The 18,156-nt window shown below is 66.8% G+C and carries 16 protein-coding genes; 6 read left to right on the top strand and 10 right to left on the bottom strand.

The window, feature by feature from the left end; genetic code table 11:
• Nucleotides 1-40 precede the first annotated feature (40 nt).
• The gene (locus tag AB0N24_RS11010; protein WP_364123711.1) at nt 41-1,504 is read right to left on the bottom strand and encodes an amino acid permease; all 1,464 of its coding nucleotides are present in this window, start codon (nt 1,502-1,504) and stop codon (nt 41-43) included.
• Between the two features lie 153 nt (nt 1,505-1,657).
• Between AB0N24_RS11010 and AB0N24_RS11005 the strand changes: the two genes are divergently transcribed.
• From AB0N24_RS11005 to AB0N24_RS10995, 3 genes are all read left to right on the top strand, one after another.
• A complete protein-coding gene (locus AB0N24_RS11005; protein WP_364123709.1) occupies nt 1,658-2,593 on the top strand; it encodes a LysR family transcriptional regulator in 936 nt (311 codons plus the stop codon).
• 88 nt (nt 2,594-2,681) lie between these two features.
• Entirely contained in the window at nt 2,682-3,110 is a 429-nt protein-coding gene (panD, locus tag AB0N24_RS11000; protein WP_214949935.1) for an aspartate 1-decarboxylase, read from the top strand.
• Nucleotides 3,111-3,302: 192 nt separating this feature from the next.
• Nucleotides 3,303-4,226, top strand: a complete 924-nt coding sequence (locus AB0N24_RS10995; protein WP_364123707.1) for an AEC family transporter — start codon at nt 3,303-3,305, stop codon at nt 4,224-4,226.
• On the opposite strand, the gene AB0N24_RS10990 is transcribed toward AB0N24_RS10995, so the two are convergent.
• The 4 genes from AB0N24_RS10990 to AB0N24_RS10975 form a co-directional block, all read right to left on the bottom strand.
• Nucleotides 4,223-6,850: a trehalase-like domain-containing protein gene (locus AB0N24_RS10990; protein ID WP_364123705.1), complete on the bottom strand. Its 2,628-nt coding sequence runs from the start codon at nt 6,848-6,850 to the stop codon at nt 4,223-4,225. The two genes, AB0N24_RS10995 and AB0N24_RS10990, sit on opposite strands and share 4 nt — an antisense overlap.
• A 177-nt stretch (nt 6,851-7,027) precedes the next feature.
• Nucleotides 7,028-8,131, bottom strand: coding sequence for a SpoIIE family protein phosphatase (locus AB0N24_RS10985; protein WP_364123703.1), 1,104 nt, complete (start codon nt 8,129-8,131; stop codon nt 7,028-7,030).
• A gap of 131 nt (nt 8,132-8,262) precedes the next feature.
• Nucleotides 8,263-9,252, bottom strand: coding sequence for an LLM class flavin-dependent oxidoreductase (locus AB0N24_RS10980; RefSeq protein ID WP_364123701.1), 990 nt, complete (start codon nt 9,250-9,252; stop codon nt 8,263-8,265).
• Nucleotides 9,253-9,436: 184 nt separating this feature from the next.
• Nucleotides 9,437-10,243: a hypothetical protein gene (locus AB0N24_RS10975; protein WP_364123699.1), complete on the bottom strand. Its 807-nt coding sequence runs from the start codon at nt 10,241-10,243 to the stop codon at nt 9,437-9,439.
• Nucleotides 10,244-10,443: 200 nt separating this feature from the next.
• Here AB0N24_RS10975 and AB0N24_RS10970 point away from each other — a divergent pair, with 200 nt between their 5' ends.
• From AB0N24_RS10970 to AB0N24_RS10960, 3 genes are read left to right on the top strand one after another with little or no spacing between them, the layout of a single operon-like run.
• Complete coding sequence (locus AB0N24_RS10970; RefSeq protein ID WP_364123697.1) at nt 10,444-11,424, top strand: ABC transporter substrate-binding protein; 981 nt, start codon at nt 10,444-10,446, stop codon at nt 11,422-11,424.
• Nucleotides 11,425-11,478: 54 nt separating this feature from the next.
• Nucleotides 11,479-11,961, top strand: a complete 483-nt coding sequence (locus AB0N24_RS10965) for a helix-turn-helix transcriptional regulator (RefSeq protein WP_364123695.1) — start codon at nt 11,479-11,481, stop codon at nt 11,959-11,961.
• A 10-nt stretch (nt 11,962-11,971) separates the two neighbouring features.
• Nucleotides 11,972-12,382 (top strand): VOC family protein, encoded by a 411-nt coding sequence (locus AB0N24_RS10960; RefSeq protein WP_214949963.1) that lies wholly within the window; start codon nt 11,972-11,974, stop codon nt 12,380-12,382.
• A gap of 206 nt (nt 12,383-12,588) precedes the next feature.
• Here AB0N24_RS10960 and AB0N24_RS10955 read toward each other — a convergent pair whose 3' ends face one another.
• Genes AB0N24_RS10955 through AB0N24_RS10935 form a run of 5 tightly spaced genes read right to left on the bottom strand, consistent with a single transcriptional unit; the run spans nt 12,589 to nt 18,149 of the window.
• Nucleotides 12,589-13,983, bottom strand: a complete 1,395-nt coding sequence (locus AB0N24_RS10955; protein ID WP_364123693.1) for an NtaA/DmoA family FMN-dependent monooxygenase — start codon at nt 13,981-13,983, stop codon at nt 12,589-12,591.
• A gap of 9 nt (nt 13,984-13,992) precedes the next feature.
• The gene (locus AB0N24_RS10950) at nt 13,993-15,102 is read right to left on the bottom strand and encodes an LLM class flavin-dependent oxidoreductase (protein ID WP_364123691.1); all 1,110 of its coding nucleotides are present in this window, start codon (nt 15,100-15,102) and stop codon (nt 13,993-13,995) included.
• Complete coding sequence (locus AB0N24_RS10945) at nt 15,102-15,962, bottom strand: DUF1684 domain-containing protein (protein ID WP_364123689.1); 861 nt, start codon at nt 15,960-15,962, stop codon at nt 15,102-15,104. Before AB0N24_RS10945 ends, AB0N24_RS10950 begins: the two co-directional genes overlap by 1 nt.
• A complete protein-coding gene (locus AB0N24_RS10940) occupies nt 15,940-17,106 on the bottom strand; it encodes an LLM class flavin-dependent oxidoreductase (protein ID WP_364123687.1) in 1,167 nt (388 codons plus the stop codon). Before AB0N24_RS10940 ends, AB0N24_RS10945 begins: the two co-directional genes overlap by 23 nt.
• On the bottom strand, nt 17,103-18,149 hold the full coding sequence (locus AB0N24_RS10935; protein ID WP_364123685.1) for a transporter substrate-binding domain-containing protein: 1,047 nt from the start codon (nt 18,147-18,149) through the stop codon (nt 17,103-17,105). Before AB0N24_RS10935 ends, AB0N24_RS10940 begins: the two co-directional genes overlap by 4 nt.
• Nucleotides 18,150-18,156 lie beyond the last annotated feature (7 nt).

The following is an 18,156-nucleotide window of genomic DNA, read 5'->3' as shown; positions in this document are numbered from 1 at the left end:
CGGCGCCATGAGCACCGACGGCGGTCTTCGTTTTCAGCTGCTACCCCACGGGGCGGTGCATCTCCACAGCCTCTTCGTGCCGCGGGCTGTTCGGGTTCATCAGCGAGTGCTTGCGGCCGTAACCGAAGTAGATGATCAGGCCGATAATGAGCCAGATCACAAAGCGCCACTTGGTGTCCGCAGGAAGCTGCCAGATGAGCAGCGCGGAGGCCAGCACACCGAAGGCCGGGATGAACGGCATCAGCGGAAGGCGGAACGTGCGGGGCGCATCGGGCTTCTTGTAACGGAAAACGATCACGGCCACGCAGACCACCACAAACGCTGCAAGGATACCGATGTTGGTGAGGTCGGCGACCGCCTTGATTGGGAACACACCAGCGAGCAAGGCGGAAGCTACACCCGCAATCCAGGTGACACGCTGCGGCGTACCGTGGCGGTCCGTCTTGGAGAACCAGCCGGGCAGAAGACCATCGCGGCTCATGGAGAACCAGACGCGGGTGACGCCGAGCAGGAAGGTCAGCATCACGGTGAGGATGGAGAGAACGGCGAACACTGAGATGATGGTGGCAATCACCGGCAGGCCGACGCTGGTAAAGGCTGAGGCGAAACCGGCAGCAGGATCAATGTCCTTGTAGTTCTGCATTCCGGTGAGGACCAGGGTGGCCGCCACGTACAGGAGCATGGCGATGATCAGAGACAGGACGATGGCCTTGGGCATGTGCTTCTTGCCGTCCGTAGCTTCCTCGGCCGCCGTACTCATGGCGTCGTACCCGAACACGGCGAAGAAGACGGTCGCGGAGCCCGCCAGCACCGGGCCGAAACCGCTGGGCATGAACGGGTTGTAGTTATTGGTGTCGATGTAGAAGACGCCCAGGCCGATGATGAACAGAATCAGGACTACTTTGATGGCCACGGCTACCAGTTCAAACCGGCCAAAGGCTTTGGTTCCTCGGGACAGGATCCAGGTCACCAGAAGACAGACCAGGATGGCGGGAATGTTAACAATGCCCCCCTTGCCTTCATCCGCCGTCGAGGCCATCCACGTAGGCAGGTGAATTCCAATGCCGGAAAGGAAGGCGTCGAAGTATCCTGAGATGCCAATAGCAACCACTGCCACAATTGCGACATATTCCAGCAAGAGGTCCCAGCCGATGAACCAGCCGATCACTTCCCCGAGGGCAACATAGCCGTAGGTATATGCCGAACCGGCGCGGGGAATCATGCCGGCGAATTCCGCGTAAGACAATGCCGCGGCTGCCGACGCGAGGCCTGCGATCAGAAACGAGATCAGCACCGCGGGCCCCACGCCCGGGGTGCCTTCGGTGCCGGCCGCGATCAGTCCGGCGAGCGAGAAGATGCCGACGCCGATGATGCCGCCGACGCCAATGGCAGTCAGTTGCCAGAGGCCGAGCGATTTGAATAGTCCGCTGTGCTTGTTTTCTTCTTCGATGTCATCCAGCGGCTTGCGCCGCAGGATCGACTGGGACAAATCTTTAGTACTCATCACGAACTCCTGCATGGGGTGCGGCCCCATCGCGGCGCCCTGTTATCGGGCTGTGATGGGGATAACTGGGTCCGATCAGTATGCAAGCCCGATTGCATTAGATAAAGTGAATTCTCCTAATTAGTATTGATTAGATTTAGCGAAGGAACAGTCATGCTCGACGTCCGGCGGTTGAGGCTGCTTCGTGAACTCAAGATCCGGGGAACCCTGGCAGAAGTGGCAGACGCCCTCCAGTACAGCCCCTCGTCGGTGTCCCAGCAGTTGGCGCTCCTGGAAAAGGAAGCCGGAGTCCAACTACTTCGCAAGACAGGACGCCGGGTCCAACTGACCCCGCAGGCCGAGGTTCTCGTGGCACACACCGCCCATCTTCTCGAGACCCTGGAGCAGGCCGAGGCGGACCTGGCGGCCTCGCTGACCACTGTTACAGGCACGGTCCGGATCGCCGTCTTCCAGTCCGCCGCCTTGGCCCTGATGCCGGGCACCCTCACGCGGATGGCCGCCAATTACCCCGAGGTCCGGATCGAAATGGTTCAGCGGGAGCCTGAGACTGCGCTGCACGAAACGTGGGCCCGGGACTTTGACCTGGTCATCGCGGAACAGTATCCCGGCCACGCCGCACCGCGGTACGCGGAACTGGACCGCATCCGGCTGACCAGCGATGCCATCCGTCTGGCCATCCCCGGACCGGACAAGGGCCTGCCGCCGATCAGTGCGCTCGAGGACACCGCGGACCTCGCGTGGGTGATGGAGCCGAGGGGTGCGGCGTCCCGGCACTGGGCCGAACAGGCCTGCCGGAGCGCCGGCTTTGAGCCCGACGTCCGATACGAAACTGCCGACCTGCAGGCGCAGATCCGGCTGATCGAGTCCGGCAACGCCGTTGGCCTGATGCCGGACCTGGTCTGGACAGGACGGGGAACGTCGGCGGAACTGCTGCTCCTGCCGGGCAATCCGCACCGGACCGTGTTCACGTCCGTACGGCGGTCCAGCGTCAAGCGGCCCGCCATCCTGGCCGCCCGGGAAGTGCTGGCCACAACCGCCGACTCGATTGCTCCGGCAGGGCCGGTCCCGCCGGAGGCCAAGTCCGCGTGATCCCCGGCATGGCCATGTTCGCGGCCCTAGCAGGGGAGTTGCCTACGTCACAGCGCGGAATTACACCGGGCGTTAGACTGAACAAGTTATGAATCGCACAATGTTTAAGTCCAAAATCCACCGGGCCACTGTCACGCATGCCGATCTGCACTACGTCGGGTCGGTCACCGTTGACCTGGACCTGCTGGAGGCTGCGGACATTCTCCCGGGAGAGCTCGTAGCGATCGTCGACGTCACCAATGGCGCCCGCTTGGAGACGTACACCATCGCGGGCGAGCGCGGTTCCGGTGTCATCGGCATCAACGGGGCGGCGGCGCACCTGATGCACGAAAATGACATCGTCATCCTGATCACCTATGCCGAGATGACCACGGAAGAGGCCCGGTCCTACACGCCGAAGGTTGTCCACGTAGACAAGGACAACAAGATTGTCCAGATCGGCAACGACCCCGCCGAGGGCCACACCCGTGGTCTCATGCGGCCGCCGTTCGCCCTGAACAACTCCGCCCTGAACTAAACCGGCAGCCGGCCCGCGCGCCCAAGCAGGGCGCGGATCCGGTAGTGCTCCGCCGGCCGGAACCCGGGCCGTCCGGATACCGAGATCCTGCCCACACTCCGGCTTCAGGCTGATTAAATCTGATTAGGCTGGGATGGTGAACGCTAACCCCTGCCCGCCTGCCCTGCCAGGGACACTTTCAGGGACGTCCGGGTGCTAGGCGTTCTCGCGGGCTTCTTCGTGGTGTGGTGCATCATCCTGGTCGGTATGTTCGTGGGCCGACGGAATGTGCTCGGCGAGAACGCCCGTTCCGTTCTCAGCTCGCTGACCTTCTTCGTGGCCAGCCCGGCGCTCCTCTTCGAGACGCTCGGCAAGGCTAAGCTCCACGATGTCTTTGCCGCTCCCCTGCTGGTCACCGCCGTCGGTGCGATGGTCACGGCCGCACTCTTTTTCGTGATCGTCCGTTTCCTGCTGAAGCGGACCGTGCCCGAATCGCTGATGTCGTCCATGAGCGCGTCACTGGCGAACTCCGCCAACCTGGGCATCCCCATCGCCGTTTATGTCCTCGGCGACGCCAGCTACGTGGCGCCGCTGCTGATCTTCCAACTGGCCTTCTTCACGCCGCTCTTCCTGATGGCGCTGGATGCCACCACCAGCGCACACCGGACCACGCCCGCCGGCTTCGCCCTCATGATCCTCAAGAACCCGATGATCGTGGGTTCCGCGCTGGGCCTGGTGGTGGCGGGAACGGGATGGCAGGTGCCGGAGCTGGTCATGCAGCCCATCCACCTGATCGGCGGGGCAGCCATCCCGGCCATGCTGATCGCGTTCGGCATGAGCCTGAACGGCTCCCGGCCGCTGCAGGCAGCCGCCGGCCGCCGCCTCGACACCCTCCTGGCAAGCGCCTTCAAGCTCGTGATCCACCCGGCCATCGCCTACGTTTTCGCCCGGATGCTCGGCATGGAAGGGCATGCCCTGTTCGCCGTCGTGGTGACGTCCGCGCTGCCCACCGCCCAGAACGTTTTCGTGGCGGCCAGCCGCTACCGGACGGGCATCACCGTGGCCAAGGACACCGTCCTGATCACCACCGTCGTGGCCGTCCCGGCAATGATCGTCGTGGCCCTGCTCCTGACCTAGTTCTTCTGGTGCTGGTCCAGGAGCCGGGCGCAGCGGATGAAGCCGAGGTGCGAGTACGCCTGCGGGTGGTTGCCCAGGTGGGTTTCGGTGCCGGGATCGTACTCCTCGGGCAGCAGGCCGGTGGGACCGAACAGGTTCACCAACTGGTCGAACAGGTCCCACGCCTCCTCGATCCGGCCCACCGCCACGTAGGCCTCAATCAGCCAGGTGGTGCAGATGTGGAAGCCGCCCTCCAGGCCCGGCAGGCCGTCGTCGTACCTGTACCGGAAAACCGTGGGTCCCACCCGAAGCTCCCGTTCCACGGCGGTGACGGTGTCCAGGAACCGCTGGTCGGTCACGTCCAGCAGGCCGGACAGGCCGATGTGCAGCACCGCGGCGTCCAGGTCCGGGCTGTCGTAGGCCACGGTGTAGGACGCCGCGCCGTCGTCCCAGCCTTCGCGGAGGACTTCCTCGCGGATGGTTGCGGCGGTGGGCGCCCAGGCCGGTTCCGGTTCCCTGCCGTGCCGGGCAGCGGTGCGCAGGGCCCGGTCCAGCGTCACCCAGCACATGACTTTGGTGTACACGTGGTGCCGAGGGGCCCGGCGCGCTTCCCAGATCCCGTGATCGGCCTCATGCCAGCGGGCCAGCACCGCGGATGCCATCTGGACCATGAGCTCCCAGTGTGCATCCTCCAGCGCGCCCTGGCGTTCGCTCACTGCGGCGATAAGTTCGGCGATTGGCCCGAACACGTCGAGCTGCACCTGGTGGTCCGCCGCGTTGCCGATCCGGACCGGGCGGGACCCCGCGTAACCGGGCAGGCTTTCGATGATGGCCTCCGTGGACAGCGGCGCTCCCGTGACCGAATACAGCGGGTGCAGCCATTCCGGCCCGGGCGCGTTGTCCAGGATCCGCCCCAGCCAGCGGAGGAACCCGTACGCTTCCGTGGTGGAACCCAGGTCCACCAGGGCGTTGACGGTCATGGAGCCGTCCCGCAGCCAGCAGTAGCGGTAGTCCCAGTTCCGGGTGCCGCCGATTCCTTCCGGCAGCGACGTGGTGGGCGCGGCGAGCACTGCACCGGTGGGTTCGTGCACCAGCGCGCGGAGCACCAGCGCCGAGCGGCGCACCAGCGATGGCTTGACACCCGGCAATGCCAGGTCCTGGACCCACCGCCGGGAGTGATGGGCGACGGCGGCACGGCGCTCCGTTTCGCCGCTCACCTGGGCGTGGCTCGGATCGGTGTCACCGCAGCGCAGGTTGAGCACCACGGGCCCGTTCTGCAGGTTGACGTCTGCGGTGGCTGTGGCATGGCGGCCGTCCGAGGTGATGGAAAAACTGACGCCGGGAGCCAGCAGGATGATGGGATCGGAGGTGCCCACCACGTGTAGTTCCTCGCCCCGGGCCTCCATGCTGAACGGCGCGTTGGCGTAGTCGGGCCGGGGAGCGAAGACGACCCTTGCCGCGCCGCTCCCTGACAGCACCCGGACCAGGCTGGTGATCCCTTCCGGGGCCGGCTCTAGGTAGTCGGTCACCGTGACGTCTGCCCAGCGGGTTTCCACGATCATGGTGCTGTCCACGTAGCGCTGACCCAGGACCTGGGACGCCTTGACGGGTTCCACCGAGAAGTGGCCGGCGGCGTCGCCACCCAGGATATGGGCGAACAGGGACCCGGAGTCCGGCAGCGGGTGGCTCATCCAGCAGACCTTGGCTTCAGGGGTGATCAGGGCCGTGGACGAGCCGTTGCCGATCATGGAGTGGCGTTCCAGGCCGACGGCGTCCTCCCCGAAGAGCCACGCCCGCCGCAGTTCAAACAGGATGGCCAGGACCCGGGCAAAGGATTCAGGATCCCGCAACCGGTGGGCCGCGGCAGTTGGCCCCTCCCCTACCTTGATGCCCATGTCAGGGCCGCGGAGGGTGGTTATGGCAAGTTCGTCGCTTGAGGCATCACCGGCGTACAGGGCGGCGCTCACGCCCAGGCGGGCACGGAGATGCTCCAGGGCGTCGGCCTTGGACGGTTCCACCACGGAGAGGTCCAGCACGGAACCGTCAACAATGTAGAACAGGCCGTGGGCGCGGGCGACTGCCTCGGCTTTTTCCAGCACCTTGACGACGATCGCGGGCGAGGCCGGCCGGGTGTGGACGGACACCGCCACCGGCTTCCGCTCGATGCTGATCCCCTTGTAGGCGCCGATGGTTTCAACCAGGGCCTGGCTCGCCTGCTGCAGGACGGATTCGGTGGCCAGCGAGAGCCCGTGGGCGAAGCCCATGTCGAATTCCGCCCCGTGCGAACCCACCAGGTGCACTTCCGCCGGGAGCCGGGACACAGCCGCCAGGTCCCGCAGCGACCTGCCGGAGATGACGGCGGCGTGGGTATTGGGCAGGGCGGCCAGGGCCCGGAGGGCGATCGCGGCGCTGCCCAGCGGCAGGGTCTCGGTGGAGATGCCTTCCGCATCACAGAGGGTGCCGCCGTAGTTGCAGGCCACCAGCAGCCCGGGCGTCCGGGCAAGGATCTTGAGTTCAGCGAGCAGGTTCGGCGTGAGGCCGTCGTCGGCGGCATCCGACTGCACAAAGGCGCGGAGCAGGCCAAGCGGCAGGGACCGAGTCAGGAGCGCGGAATCGGCCACGGTCTGGTTGAGCGGAGTAGGCACAGGCGACGTCCTTCGGATAATCCCCAATGATGCGTGAGAAAGTCCGGCGAGGGACATACCCCCAAGTTTCCTGTGCCGTCGTTACATCAGAATATCCCTGTCATTGCGGGAATGTAACGTGTGCACGCCCTCCCTTTGCGGCAGAGGGCTTTGCGGCAGATGGCGGCTCCCGGGCAGCTACCGCCGCGCCCGCTTCAGCACAACCACGGTGGCGTCGTCGGAAACCTCCCGGCCGGAGGCCAGCTCCAGGACGGCGTCGCAGGCGGCCTGCGCGCTGGCGCTGGCGGAGACAGTGCCAGCCACCACGGCGGTCAGGACCTCGACGTCAGGGTAGACATCGAGCAGGCCGTCGCTGACCACTGCCAGCGAGTCGCCGGGCTCCAGCGAAACCTGGTGCGCGTCCCACTCCTGGCCCGGCCAGGCTCCGACCGGCGGTCCGCCGGTGAGCAGCCGCGAAGAACTGCCGTCCGCCTTGATGTGCAGCGCCAGTCCGTGGCCGGCGTCCACGTAGTTCAGGATGCCGGTGGATGCGGTGAGCCGGGCGTGGAAGAGCGTGACGAACGACGCGGACTGCTCCAGGTCGGCTTCGAGGATCCGCCCGGCGGACTTGAAGGCGTCGCCCAGCGGCGATCTGTGGGCAACCGACCGCATCACGGCGCGGACGGTGGCCGCGATCAGCGCGGCCCCCATACCCTTGCCCATGGCGTCCGCCAGCGTCAGCTGCAGGCCGCCGTCGTTCGGGTACCAGTCGAAGAAGTCGCCGCCGACGTTGCGGGACGGCCGGAACGACCCGGCGATGTCGAACCCGTCGAGGGACAGCCCCTCCGCCGGCAGCAGGCTGCGCTGGACCTCGACGGCGCGGCGCAGTTCGTCCTGGACTGCGGCCTCATGGACGGCGCTGGCGCGCGGCCTGCGGAACAGGGCAGTGATCCTGGACCCGAGCTCGCGGGGGCTGAAGGGCTTGGTGAGGTAGTCGTCCGCGCCGGTGTCGAGCCCGGTCAGGCGGTCCAGTTCCTCGCCGCGGGCGGTGATCATCAGGATGTAGGCGTCGGAAAAGCGGCGAAGTTCGCGGCAGACCTCAACGCCGTCCATGTCGGGCAGGTTGAGGTCCAGTGTCACCAGTTCAGCGCCGTCGCGCTGCATCAGTTCAATACCGGCCCGCCCCGTTGAGGCGGAGGAAACCTGGAAACCCTGCTTGGTCAGAATGTGGACCAGCAGGCCGCGGATGTCTTCATCGTCCTCAATGACCAGGGCACGGCGTACGTCCGGCTCAACAGTCATGCACTTATTAGACTCCGTGCGGCTGTTATTGTCACATCCGTATCATCCGTGACGTTCTGCCACACGGGCGTCGTGCCCCGGCTACGCCGACGGCACCCGGCGGCGGACATCCGCGGCCGGGCAGCCGATGCCTAGACCCGGGCCATCCCGGCTGCCGTGGCGAGCAGTTCGACGGACCGCAGGCGGGCCTCGGTTCCGTTGCTCTGGTGGGCCACGATCAGCTCGTCCGCGTCAGCGTGGGCCGTGAACTCGTCGAGGTAGTCCATCACCACATCCGGAGTGCCGATGGCCGAGTACTTCATCATCTGCGCCACGTGCTGGCCCTGAGGCGAATCGAGGATCATGTCCGCCTCATCGTCGGTGAACACCCTGCCGTTGCCGAAGAACAGGGACACACGGGCGCGCTTGGTGGCCTGGAACATCGACTGCGCCTCGGCGGCTGAATCGGCCGCAATCACATTCACGCCGGCGATCACATGCGGAGCGTCCAGCTGGGCCGAGGGCTTGAATTCGCGGCGATAGGCGGCCACGGCATCCTGCAGGGCGTTGGGTGCGAAGTGCGAGGCGAAGGCGTACGGCAATCCGAGCTGCGCTGCCAGCCGGGCCCCGAAAAGCGAGGACCCCAGGATGTACAGCGGCACGTTGGTGCCCTTGCCCGGCGTGGCCTCCACACCATGGATGCGGGTGGGGCCGGTCAGGTAGCCCTGCAGTTCCAGGACATCCTGCGGGAAGCTGTCCGCCGACATCGGGTCGCGGCGGAGGGCTCGCATGGTGTTCTGGTCGCTGCCCGGCGCACGGCCCAGGCCGAGGTCGATGCGTCCGGGATGCAGCGTCTCCAGCGTGCCGAACTGCTCGGCGATGGTCAACGGGGAATGGTTGGGCAGCATCACGCCGCCGGCGCCCAGCCTGATGCTGCTGGTGTTGGCCGCGATGTGGGCGATCAGCACGCTCGTGGCCGAGGAGGCGATGGAGGACATGTTGTGGTGCTCCGCGTACCAGACCCGGCTGTAGCCGAGTTCCTCGGCCCGCTGTGCCATGGCCACGCTGCCGGCGAAACTCTCGGCCGCTGTCTGACCCTTCGCGATGGTGGCCAGGTCAAGGATGGAAAGCGGAACAGTCACGGAGGAGCCGGCCTTTCGTAGCGGAGCAGTGGCGGTCCGTTCCGGTAGCGGAACAGGCACACTGGCGACAACGACGGCGGCGGCCCGGTTATTTCTGGATGTCGCCGTGGTGCTGGACACGCGGGAAGGGCGTTCGATTTAGCTCAACTGTGCTATATCCAGATCGTCCGGCTGGATGCGACGGTTACTTACACGCGTAGTTGTAGTCGAGGCCACTGGAGACATACTGCGTCAGCGCCACGCGGCTGCCGGGTGTGAGCCCTGATAGGGAGCAGTTCGACTTGGCGCCGTTCAAGGTGCGGGCACCGGCAAGCCAGCTGGGAAGCCCCGCCAGGTTGCTGCTTGAGGGAACAGTGCCTGCGATCTGACCCCACTGGTACCCGGTGGAATAGATCCCGACGTCGGCGCCGATGCTTTCGAAGTAGGCGGTCATGCCCTCGAGGTCGGCCCGGTTGGCTTCCCTGTCCGGCTGCCAGCTGTTTTCCGTCTCCACGTCCAGCCACCAGAAGTAGTCCTCCGGGTCGTCCACCCCACGCAGCACGGCGTCGTCGTACGCTTTCGCATAGCCGTACATGTAGGCGCAGGCCTTGTCATTCTTGCCCGCACACTTCCCGTACGGGTTGTCCACTACGGTGCCCGAGTAGAAGTTGGACGAGGGCCACCAGGAACCGCCCAGCCCCGGATTGGCGGTGTTCACGTACAGCGCGACCCGCGGCTGGGAGGTCGCCTGCGGATATTTGATGGTCAAGGCCGCCCAGTCCAGCTGCGCCTCCAGGCACGGATTCGTGGTGTTCGCGAGTCCGTTGTTGACGCCGACAATGGCGAAGGCGAGTCCGGAGGGAAGGGTCTTGCCGCACTGCGGCCACGAGACGTCAATGCCCACCGGATCGGCAGGCCGCGGCGGCGCCGCCGTCGCAGGTGCTCCGCCAAGAACCGCGAGGGCAACGGCGGTGGCAACGGACAGAACCATCTTCAGCATTGATGCGGCCATACCAAAGTCTACTGCGGAGGCCTTGGGCAGGCCGGGCAATTCACCGCGTGGCACCAACTATGTTGCGTGACGCCAGCGGACGCCGGATTAAGCCCGATTACCCCCTGTATCGTCCGGTTTCAAAGTCCTTTGACCGGACTTTCGCCCTGCCGGATAGTTGCTGGCACAAGCACCCAATCCGATACTTCCAAGGGGAAACCATGGCCCGTTTTTCACTCAAGCCCGGCGTCACCGCGGCGCTGGCCGCCACCACCTTGCTGGGCCTGGCGGCGTGCTCCGACCCCGGCGCATCGGCTGCAGCGGGCTCCGCTCCGGCGTCGTCCGCCACCGGCGTCAAGCAGTTCAACCTCTCGCCGGAACAGGACCGCGTGACGGCGGCCGTGGACCCGGCTGCAGCGTCGCTGGTGCCTGAATCCATCAGGAAGGACGGAAAACTGACAGTGGCGGTCAGCCCGTTCGCTGCCCCGCTGGCCGTCTACGCCACGGACAACAAAACTCCGGTGGGCAACGAGGTGGACATCGCCGTCGCACTGGCCCAGGCGCTTGGCCTCGAAGCGGACATCGTTCCCACCGCATGGGCCGACTGGCCCCTCGGTGTGGAGTCCGGGAAGTACGAGGCCGTGCTGTCCAACGTCACTGTGACCGAGGAACGGAAGCTCAAGTTCGATTTCGCGAGCTACCGCGACGACAAGCTGGGTTTCTATGCCAAGGCCGACAGCTCCGTCGCCAAGGTGGAATCGGCACCGGATGTTGCCGGCAAGCGCGTGATTGTCGGGTCCGGGACCAACCAGGAATCCATCCTGCTGCGTTGGGATGAGGAGAACAAGAAGAACGGCCTGGCGCCGGTTGAGTTCCAGTATTACGACGACGACTCCGCGTCCTCGCTCGCCCTGCAGTCCGGACGCGCGGACCTGACGTTCGGGCCGAATGCCACGGCGGCGTTCAAGGCGGCCTCCGATGCGAAGACCAAGCTGGTGGGGCTGGTGGACGGAGGGTGGCCGCTGAAGGCGAGCATCGCCGCCACCACCAAGAAGGGCAACGGCTTCGCGGCCGCAGCCCAGGCAGGGCTCAACCACCTGATCGAAGACGGCAGCTACGCCAAGATCCTAGACCGCTGGGGGCTCACTGCGGAGGCGGTCCAGAAGTCCGAGCTGAACCCCGCGGGCCTGCCCAAAAAGTAGGCAGCCGTTCGGACCACCGTGGAAAACACCGGGACCGCGGCGTACGCTCATGACATGAACCCACAAGAGCTCGCCAACCTGGCGCACCTGCGCCGGGCGCGGGACCTGATCGACAGGGAGTTCGCCCACGCCCTGGACGTCCCCACCATGGCCCGCAAGGCCCTGATGTCGCCGGCGCACTTTTCGCGGCAGTTCCGGGCCGCGTACGGCGAGACTCCGTACAGCTACCTGATGACCCGCCGGATCGAGCGGGCCATGGCACTGCTCCGCGGCGGCATGAACGTGACCGATGCCTGCATGGCCGTGGGCTGTACGTCGCTGGGTTCCTTCAGCTCACGCTTCACCGAAATCGTGGGAGAGCCGCCCAGCGCGTACCGTGCCCGCGAGCACAGCGCGGTGGAGGCCATGCCCGCCTGCATGGCGAAGATCCGGACGCGGCCCACCCGGCACAGCGCCGCGCGCGGGGCGGACGCCGGGACCGGGGATGGTGCCCAAGCGAGCAGGATTCGAGAAGCGATACTCGTGCCCGCCGAATAGCGTTAGTGGCATGAACATTTCACTCCAGTACTGCAACATCACAGTCAACGACACCGAAAAAGCCCTCACCTTCTACCGGGACGCCCTGGGCCTCGAGGTGCGCAACGACGTCGCCTCCGGAGGATTCCACTGGGTGACGCTCGGCAGCGCCGCCCAGCCGGATCTCGAGATCGTGCTCTCCGAACCACATGCCGGCCGTTCGCAGGAGGACGGGGACATGATGCAGGAGCTCCTCACCAAGGGCGTCCTGCCGATGCTCGTTTTCCGCACGGACGATCTGGACGCAACGTTCGAGAAAGTCCGGGCGTCCGGCGCCGAGGTAATGCAGGAGCCCATCGACCAGCCCTGGGGTCCGCGCGACTGCGCCTTCCGGGATCCCTCCGGCAACATGGTCAGGATCTCGCAGACGCCGACGGCGTAACTCTCCACATCCACACGAATCCCCCGCCGGATGCTCCGGCGGGGGAATCTGGTTTGATGGGCTGCGCCCAAGCATGGTCCGGTAGGTGATCGTGGTTCCTCTAGAGATACTGCTGCCAGATGGTCAGCTGCAGCTTCACAGTATTCGCGGCTGATTCCCTGTCAGCGTCTCCCACTTCCGCGCCGGACACCTCATCACCCATCGGCTTAGACCCTCGCTTCCGGCGTTGCGGACGAGGGAGCGGCTTCCGCGTCAGCGGGCTCCGCTGCGGGACGTTCCGGAGTCGCCAGTCCCAGGTTCTCGCGCAGCGTGCTCCCGGCATATTCCGTGGGGTAGACGCCACGTTCCTGCAGCGCCGGCACCAGGTGGTTGACGATGTCGTCCAGCCCGGTGGGAATGAGCCATGGCGAGATGTTGAAGCCGTCCACGGCGCCGGTGCGGGCGTAATCCACCAGCCGGTCGGCCACCCCGGCATAGGATCCGTTGAAGGTGGCGTCCACGCGGCTGGTCTTGGCGGAGACGAACTGGCGGATGGACAGACCCTTCTCCTTGGCTTCCGCCCGCCACTGGTCGGCCAGCTGCCTCGCCTTGGCGCCGTGGAAGCCGCTCCCCCGGGTCTCGGAAGTTTCCTCCACCACCGGATCGATGTCCGGAAGGGGGCCGTCCGGATCGTATTCGCCAAGTTCCCGGCCCCAGAACTGTTCAAGGTAGGCGATGGCCTGCTGCGGTCCGATCTGGAGGCTGCGGACCCAGGCCTTCTTCTCCAGGGCTTCCTGCGGCGTGGCCGCCAGGATGAATTCGCTGGCCGGCATGATCTTGACGTCGTTGGCGTTCCGGCCCGCCTTCAGCGTGCGCTCCACGATGTCGCTTCGGAACGTCAGGGCGTCGTCGAGCTTCGGGTGCGCCGAGAAGATGACGTCGGCCTGCCGGGCGGCGAAGTCGCGCCCTTCCGGAGAGTCGCCTGCCTGGAACAGCACGGGCCGGTACTGGGCGCTGCGGGGCAGGCGCGGCGTGACGTCCACGGTGTAGTGCTGGCCCTCTTTGACCACCCGCCGCCACTGCCCGGATACGGGATCATGGGCATCCCAGATCCGCTTGGCCGTCGCCACAAACGCCTCGGCATGGGTGTAACGGTCAGCGTGGCCAAGGTAGCCGCCGCGGCGGAAGTTTGCGCCGGTCCAGGCGTTGTCCGTGGTCACGATGTTCCACGCCGCGCGGCCGCCGGAGAGCAGGTCCAGCGAGGACAGCCTGTGCGCCAGGTCCGCGGGATCGTTGTACGTGGTGTTCTGGGTGGCGACGAGTCCGATGTTCGACGTCACCGATGCCAGGGCGGCGAGCATGGTCTGGGCGTCCGGGCGCCCGGCAACGTCCAGTTCGTGCGGGCGGCCGAGGTGCTCGCGGAGCCGGAGCCCTTCGCCCAGGAAGAAGGCGGCGAACAGGCCCCGCTCCGCTGTCTGGGCGATGCGGCGGAACGATTCGAAGTCCGTCTGGGAACCGGATTCGGCGGCCTTCCAGATGGTTCCCGAGTTGACGCCCTGGAAGAAGATGCCGAACTGGAGCTGGCCGCTCGGCTGGTATTTAGCACGGCTGTGCTGTGTCATGGTTTTTCCTCAATTTCCGACGGCGGTTGCGGCGTAGCGGCTGGCTGGCCTTTCCAGGCCCAGCAGGTCCCGCAAGGTACCGTCCAGGGGCACCGGGGCCAGGACTCCGCGGCGGCGGAGTTCCGGAAGCACCAGGCGGGACAGTTCCTCGAGGTCCACAGCTAGCCCGGCGGGATGCAGGCGGACGCCGTCAGCCACATCCAGCAGCTCGGTAAGCAGGTCGGCCAGGGCAGCCGGGGACCCGGCGAAGCGCGCCCGGCCAGTGCCGGACAGAGCGGCACCGGCAGGCTGCACGCCGGGCAGGTCCGCTCCCGCAAGCCGCTGGGCGGCGCTCTGTCCGCGGGCGTCCAGGACGACGTCGAGCTCCACCACGACGGCGGGCGCCCGGCCGCCCAGCCGTTCCCTCACCTCGCGGACCTCGTCCGTGAGGAGCTCAGGTGTGGGGGCCGAGACCAGGACGGCGTCCACCGCGGTCGGCTCAACCAGGCCGTCTCCGGCCAGGGACGCCGGCACCAGCACGGGCACTTGCCCCTGCAGGGGGCGCGGAATGATGGACGGGCCCTTGACCGAGTATCCGGGGCCGTCGAAGTCCGCGTAGTGCAGCTTCCCGGCGTGGACGTAGCGGCCGGTGGCGACGTCGCGGATCACGGCGTCGTCCTCCCAGGAATCCCACAGCCTGCGGCTCACCTCGATGGAGGCGGCGGCCTCCCGGGCAAGGCCTGCACCTGTGACGTGACGGCGTCCGACGGCGGCTGCCGCCGCGCGGTCATCGTCCGCGGTGGCAATCCACCCGGCCCGCCCGCCGGTCACGTAGTCCAGGCTGGCCAGCTGGGTGGAAACATGGAACGGCTCGGTGTAGGCCGTATCCACCTCCGGGATCAGGGCGATGGACCGGGTCAGGGGGCCGGCGAAAGCGGCTCGCTGCAGCGCGTTCAGCCGTCCGGCCTCCGGGGAGTCCCGGAAGGTCACTGCGTGGAAACCGGCTGACTCGGCGGCCAGCACGGCAGCGGCGAGCGCCGGGCCCCCCACTGTGACTCCTCCGGCCGCGCCGCCGGTGGCGCCGTCGAGTTCCAGGGCCAGGAAGCCCCAGCCGGCGGGAGCCTTGGTTGCGTTGCTCATCATGCGTCCTGACGTTCGGTGGGGGTCTTCTCGCCTGCCTCGACGGGCACGGGCAGGCGGTTCTCGGCAGGCGGCAGCGGGCACGTGGCCAGGTCGGTGTAGGCGCACGGCAGGTTCACTGCCCGGTTGAAGTCCAGGCTGACCGTGCCGTCCGGCGCGGGTGCCGCAATGGTCAGCGACCGGTTGGCCGCGTACGTGGTCTTTCCGGACGTCTGGTCGGTGAACAGCACCGACAGGCTGCCCGGCGCGTGGCCGTTGAACGCTGTCAGCGCCAGCTCGCGGTTCCCCAGGCGGAACCTGACTTCCCCCGGGGCCTCGTACACGTGCTGAATGCCCTCAACGGCGGCGCCCACGGTCGTGGCGCGCGGCTCGGCGAACGGCACGAACGTGCCTTCGACGGCGAACGCGGGGTCCGGCGCGTAGGCCGGTGTGCCCCGGTATTCCCTGAGCAGCGGGTTCTCGGGGTGCCGCGGCCGGACGATGTATTCGCCGCCGCGCTTGGCGAGCTCGACGACGGTGTCCCCCGCGGTGAGGTTGATGCCGTCGCGTTCGGCGATGGGTCCGAACTCCACGGTGGCACCGCCGTCGGGGTTCAGTTCCCTGCCGTCACGCTGCAGGCTTTCGCCGGGCCCCAAAACCAGTCGGACGGCGTCATCCTCCACACGCCAGGTGCCGGGAACGCCGTCGAGACGGGCGGGTTCGGCGCCGAGCCAGTGCAGGTGCGTGACGGCGAGGAAGCCGTGGGGGTCAGCCCGGCGGCGTTCGTGGGCGTCGTGCCATTCGGCCCAGGCCGTGGCGAACGCATCTTGCTGGGACTCAGCCCGGCGGGACGAATTTTCAGTGTGCGTAGACGTGGGCATGGTCGCTCCTGTAGTTGTCGTGGTCGGCGGTGACGGCCGCGGCGGCGTCGGGTTCGGCGGCTCCGGCAGACTCCGGACGGCCACCGAAAGGATCCCGGGCCTCCCACAGGCTCGTGGGCGCGGCGGCCCGGACCGCGGGGATGACCTCGAGGGCGAACCGTTCGAGGATGTCGAGCTGCTGCTCGAACGGCAGCGTGGTGGGCAGGGAGATGGACTGCAGGTCGTGGCCGTAGACCTCGTGGTAGCGGAGGATCTTGTCGATCACCTGCTCCGGGCTGCCCACCAGGGCGGGCCCCTCCGCTACAGCGTGGTCGATGTCGCGGAACGGGGAGTTGTTGCCCGGCACGTTCCTGCCCGCCGTCAACGCCTCGTACACGGGACCGAACTGGCGTTTCGCCTCCTGCGTGGTGTCAGCGATGAATAAACCGCCTGCGCCGCTGCCCGACCCAAGGTACTGATGCCGCAGATCGTGTCCGTGCCGTTCATACTCCTCGCGGTAGTGCTCGATCAGCACGTGGTAGTTTTCCCGGGGCTGGATGGCGTTGGCCGTGAACAGCGGATCGCCCCACTTGGCCGCGAGCGCTGCGGAGGTCAGGGTGGTGGCTGAGCCGTGCCAGACGCGTGGTGCGCCGGCGTACGGGCGGGGCGTGGTGGTGACCGGCTCGGTCAGCGGGCTGCGGAAGCGGCCGGACCAGGTGACGTTATCCTCGCGCCACAAACGCCGCAGCAGCCCGTACTTTTCGGCCAGCAGCTCCCACTGGTCGTCCAGGTCCAGCCCGAACAGCGGGTATTGCAGGACCTCGTTGCCTTTGCCGATCACCAGCTCCAGCCGGCCGCGGCTGAGCTGGTCGATGGTGGCGTAGTCCTCCGCCACGCGAACGGGGTCCAGGACGGCAAGCACCGTCACGCCGCTCTGCAGCCGGATCGTGTTGGTGACCGCCGCGATGGCGGCCAGCACGGTGGTGGGCGAGGAGGAGATGAACTCGCCGGCGTGCCGCTCGCCGACGGAGAAGCTGTCGTACCCCAGTTCTTCCGCACGCCGGGCCGTCTGCACCACCTGGTTGAGCCGGTCCGCGGCGGAGACTATCGCCCCCGTTACGGGATTCTTAAGGTGCGGGATGATGTCCAGGACCTGGAATTTCACTGTGTTTTCCCTGCCTGGGTGATACCGAAGTTCGCCTCGGTGACGGTTTTGGACTCCGGCAGGGCTTCCTCGGACAGGCCCCAGCGTTCCAGGACCTTGCCGTACGATCCGTCCTTAATGGCGGAGTTCAGCGCCTCCGTGATGACCGGAGCGAGGCCGTTGCCCTTCAGCGACGTGGCAGCCACAAGCGTCTCGGACGGCCAGCCGGCGTTGACCTTGCCCACGATCTTCAGGTCGTCCCGGGTGTTTTCGCGGTACACCGTGGACGGGTAGGGCGCGATGTTCAGGTCGGTGCGGCCCGAGGACAGTGCCAGGATTGTGTCAGCATCCGATGAGTAGTACTGGAGCACTGCCGGCGCCTTGCCTTTGCCCTCCAGTTCCTTGTTCCATGCCAGCAGGATCTTCTCCTGGTTGGTGCCGGAACCCACGGAGATCTTCAGGCCGGAGATGTCGTCAGCGCCCTTGATGTCATAGGAGGAGCTCTTCTTCGCCTCGAAGCCCATGTACGCGGCCCGGTAGCTGGCGAAGTCGAACAGCTTCACCCGTGCTGCGTTGATGCCCACGTTGGAAAACACCGCTTCGAAGTCGCCGGACTGGGTCTTCAGCGGCCAGTTCTCCCACGACGTGACCTGGACGTCCAGCTCCAGGCCCAGCTTGTCCGCCACGAGCTGCGCAATGTCCAGCTCGGAGCCAATGGGTGTCTTGTCGTCCGTGGCGTGGAAGGACAGCGGGATGGACCCGGCCGTTGTGGCCACGGTGAGCTTGCCGTCCTTGCCGATCAGCTCGGGGACCTTGGCGGCGAGCGCCGCATCCTTTTCCGCCCGGATCCGCTGCTGGTCCGGCGAGGTGTTGTAGACGACGCCGTTGCGTGCCGCCGTCGCGGATGTTTTGCTGGACGCGGAACCCGAAGCCGCTGCCCCTGGATCGGAGCAGCCGGTCAGCGCCAGCGTCCCGGAAAGGGTTCCGAGGAGGACGACGGCGGGCAGCGCCGCCAGGGTGCGCGGGCGGCCGCTGCGGTTGCGCCGGAAGGTGGAGAGTGCCATGGGGACT

It is taken from the genome of Arthrobacter sp. NPDC093128, assembly GCF_040683875.1.
Taxonomy (GTDB): domain Bacteria; phylum Actinomycetota; class Actinomycetes; order Actinomycetales; family Micrococcaceae; genus Arthrobacter.
The sequence above is the reverse complement of the archived record's forward strand: the minus strand, read 5'-3'. Positions and strand labels throughout refer to the sequence as shown.